Origin of the sequence: Streptococcus sp. E24BD, from assembly GCF_041807825.1 — a bacterium.
Taxonomy (GTDB): domain Bacteria; phylum Bacillota; class Bacilli; order Lactobacillales; family Streptococcaceae; genus Streptococcus; species Streptococcus entericus.
In genome coordinates this window covers 1-543 of record NZ_JBGTZB010000083.1, presented here as the reverse complement: position 1 = coordinate 543, position 543 = coordinate 1, and the positions used below count along the sequence as shown (strand labels likewise).

Below are 543 nucleotides of genomic sequence, written 5' to 3'. Positions count from 1 at the left end.
CTTGATGAAAAGCAGTTTATTAATTACTGTGAATATTTTGCAAAAAATTCTTTTCAAGATCACGTTTTAGATTTGATTTTGAGTGAGCATCGGTATAAAAAAAGTACGCTCTATTTCTTGAAGTTGATATTGGATTCTTATCATATTCCCAATACTGTTCATCAGTATTTGTCAACCTTATCAAAATACAAAGAACCGAAGGTGGCTTACTATGAAGTTGCATAAGGATAAAGAGGCATTTGAAACTTTGTCTCAAGTCGTTAGTAAGTGGCGTCATATCCCATTAGATGCCGTGAAACGAGATTACCTAATTGTTTTGATACTACAGCAATTGTCCCAGAGTGAATTTATGGAGAGTTGTGTCTTCAAAGGTGGGACCTCGCTGAGTAAATGTTATCCTGGAACGATTGAACGTTTCTCAGAGGATATTGATTTAACATTTTTGAATACTGAGCTTAGCGAGAAACAAAAAGATAGGGCTCTTAAGAAAATCGAGGAAGTGCTGTGGTCTGGCTTGTCTATTCAAAAGTTACCTGATGAAAG

Annotated in this window: 2 protein-coding genes; both read left to right on the top strand. The window is 35.5% G+C overall.

Annotated features, from left to right (window positions below; all coding sequences use genetic code 11):
- The coding region (locus ACERC5_RS10185) for a hypothetical protein (RefSeq protein WP_373660678.1) at positions 1 to 225 on the top strand (225 nt) is incomplete at its 5' end.
- The coding region (locus ACERC5_RS10180; protein ID WP_373660677.1) for a nucleotidyl transferase AbiEii/AbiGii toxin family protein at positions 212 to 543 on the top strand (332 nt) is incomplete at its 3' end. The genes ACERC5_RS10185 and ACERC5_RS10180, both read left to right, overlap by 14 nt.